At 52.2% G+C, this 3,339-nt stretch carries 1 protein-coding gene; it reads left to right on the top strand.

Translation table 11 applies throughout. The features are described 5' to 3' along the window. On the top strand, window positions 1-3,339 hold a 3,339-nt coding region (locus KIS29_11430), incomplete at both ends, for a PKD domain-containing protein (GenBank protein MBX8640937.1).

The following is a 3,339-nucleotide window of genomic DNA, read 5'->3' as shown; positions in this document are numbered from 1 at the left end:
TATGACGAAACCGGAACTTATTCAGGCAGCCCCCTCGCACCAACTCTTTCTTCAGTGTCAGCCTCACCCAACCCAGTTGATGCGGGGCAGACCACTACGTTCTCAAACAATGCCTATGCCGAAGATGTCAACGGCGGTACATTTCACTGGTCAGGACTGGTTACAAGCAGTTCCTCAAACCCCACTTACTCCGGCGGGTCAGGAGGAACGGAATCAATGTATTATTCCACTGACGCTGGGTCAACGTCAACATATTCCACGACGCTGACGGTCAACTCAGACCCTACAATTTCCGCTTCGGCAAATGTTCAGACCATTGATGCGGGGCAGAGCGTGTCATTCTCGTCCTCGCCAAGCGGAGGGACTACCCCATACAGCTACACATGGTATGAGGAAATATCCGGTGGATCATACTCATCCTTCTCAACCTCGCAGAACCCATCCTATACGTTCAGTTCCGCCGGGACATACTATGTTTACGTCCATCTCACTGATAACGCAGGGTATGGCGTCAATTCCAACACCATCACCATAACGGTCAACTCCGACCCCTCGGTAAGCGCCTCTTCAAACCTCAATCCTGCGGACGCCGGCCAGACAATTCAGTTCTCCTCCTCGGTTTCAGGAGGTTCGGGCGGCGGATCATACACATGGTATTCAGGATCAACGTCAGACCAGATCGGCACGGGGTCATCATACAGCACCTCCTTCTCAGCCGGAACATATTCCATTTTCGTGGTATATGTGGACAGCGCCGGGTATTCAGTCACATCGAATACCATAACTGAGACAGTGAACTCTGATCCGTCTGTCTCAATATCAAGCTCCCAGAACCCAACTGATATTGGCAATTCCGTGACATTCTCTTCTTCTGTATCCGGTGGAACTCCCGGATACAGTTATTCCTGGTCCATAAACGGGAATGCTTACACCACTTCAGACGTATCCGTATCCTTTGGCTCATCCGGCACTTATGCCGTATCCCTCACGGTCACAGATGCCGCCGGCTACACGGTAACCCAGACCTTGGATGAGACCGTGAACCCCGATCCCACTGTCACGGCTACCGCAAGCGTAAGCTCCGCCGACATCGGGTATTCCATTGAGTTCAGCTCCACGCCAAGCGGTGGGTCCGGGTCATACGGGTACTCATGGACGCTGAACGGAAACCAGATATCGACAACGCAGGACTTCTCCTATTCCTTCAGCTCGGCCGGATCGTATACCCTTACGGTAACCATAACGGATTCTGTTGGGGTAGAAAGCAGCGCCACCGTCACGGTTACAATCAATGACAACCCCTCTGTATCAATATCCTCGTCTCAAAACCCAACTGACGTTGGGAATAGCGTAACGTTCTCATCCTCGGTGACCGGAGGCACGGGAACCGATACGTACTCGTGGGCCATAAACGGTGTGCAGGAATCTACTGCTTCGCAGTTCTCCTATTCCTTCTCATCAGCTGGAACCTACTATGTCAATGTCACCGTAACTGACTCCGACGGCCACACGGCATCGTATTCCTTCACCGAGATTGTGAACCCTGATCCATCAGTTGCCATTCATGTGGTCCACAGTCCAACTGATGCTGGAATATGGGCAAACTTCTCCTCTTCCATATCGGGAGGCACTCCCGGATACAGTTATTCCTGGACCATAAACAGCCAGATATTCACAACAGCATATGTGAATTACACATTCACCTCATCAGGCACTTTCGCGATTTCCCTGACGGTCACGGATGCCAATGGGAACCAGGCAACTGCAGACGTGAATGAGGTGGTGAACCCTGATCCCTCAGTGGCCATTGAAGGGCAGTATGCAACCGTGGACCAGGGCATAAACGACACACTATTCGCCCAGGTAACCGGAGGTACTTCGCCTTTCAATTATACCTGGTCCCTGGGATCAACCATCCTGAATTATTCCCAGGAGTTCCATCTGCAGTTTGTCGGCACCGGTACATTTCAGGTCAACCTCACGGTGAGGGATTCCCTTGGCGAGGCTACAAGCACCTCTTACACCGTCACCGTAATAGCCAAACCATCGGCACTGATCGAAGGCCCGAACAATACGGACAAATCCACAACAACATACTGGGAGGGTTACGGTTCATACGGAACGGCGCCGTACAACTACTACTGGTACCTGAACGGCGTCAACACCTCCTCAGGCCTGTATTTCCAGTATTCCTTCCCTGACACCGGCGGATACAACATCTCCCTGCTGATTGTGGACAGCCAGGGTAGCAGGGCATATGCATACCTTGACATAACTGTGGACCAGCTGCCCTCGGTTACGGTGACAGAATCGCGAAGCGCTACGGATGCAGGCATACCTGTATATTTCAATGCCTCAGTCAGTGGCGGAACGCCATTCTTCAACTATACATGGTCAATAAGCGGCATAGGGTTCGTGGGATACCAGCAGAGCCTGGTCTATGCATTCAGCTCTGCGGGATATTACAATATCACGGTAAAGATATCAGATGGTTCCGGCAACTCGGCGTCAGCGTCAATCGAGATACGCATCAATGCCCTTCCGAGTGTAGCCATAGCGGTGCAGTATCCCAACATTGACCCTGACGTAACGGATTCCTTCAATTCAATAGTAACAGGAGGGACGCCCGGATATTCTTATGCATGGTACGTTAACGGATCGCTCTCAGGCAGCACCGGGTCGCTGAATTATTCCTTTGCCAGGGCTGGCATCTATCCGGTTCGCCTTGTTGTGCAGGATTCCCAGGGCCTCTCAGCATCATACGTGACGGACGTAACCGTTGTCCCGTATCCCCAGGCGTCCATCATACCGTCACGGACGTCACTGGACGCTAACGTCAGCGATGAATTCAGGGCTTCCGGTACGGGAGGCGTAGGACCGTACAGCTATGAATGGGTGATTGGCGGCCACGCTTTCACAAACAGCACCGTATCATATTCTTTCCAGTCACCGGGCAATTACACCGTGCAACTTGTCATATCCGACTCATTTGGCATGGATGCATCCTCCTCTGTTGCAATATCAGTTTACAAAGACCCCACAATCCAGGTGTCATGGACAGGAAAGGCCGTGGTATCCGAGGAGTTCCCGCTTTACGCCAACGTTACCGGCGGAATAGCGCCATATGGCATATCATGGATCTTCCCCTCAGGGCAGCATGAAACCGGCAGTTCCATAGATCATGTATTCTCTTCCTCAGGCCCTGACATCTTCGAAGTGCAGGTATCCGATCAGGGAGGTTTCATCCAGACCAGGAATTTCACCATTGACGTTGGCCTCTATGTTGCCGTTGCTGCAAACCAGACCTCCGGGCTCGGACCACTGGCAGTGCAGTTCTCC

Origin of the sequence: Candidatus Sysuiplasma jiujiangense, assembly GCA_019721075.1 — an archaeon.
In the GTDB taxonomy this organism is placed as follows: domain Archaea; phylum Thermoplasmatota; class Thermoplasmata; order Sysuiplasmatales; family Sysuiplasmataceae; genus Sysuiplasma; species Sysuiplasma jiujiangense.
This window is presented reverse-complemented; position numbering and strand designations above follow the sequence as displayed.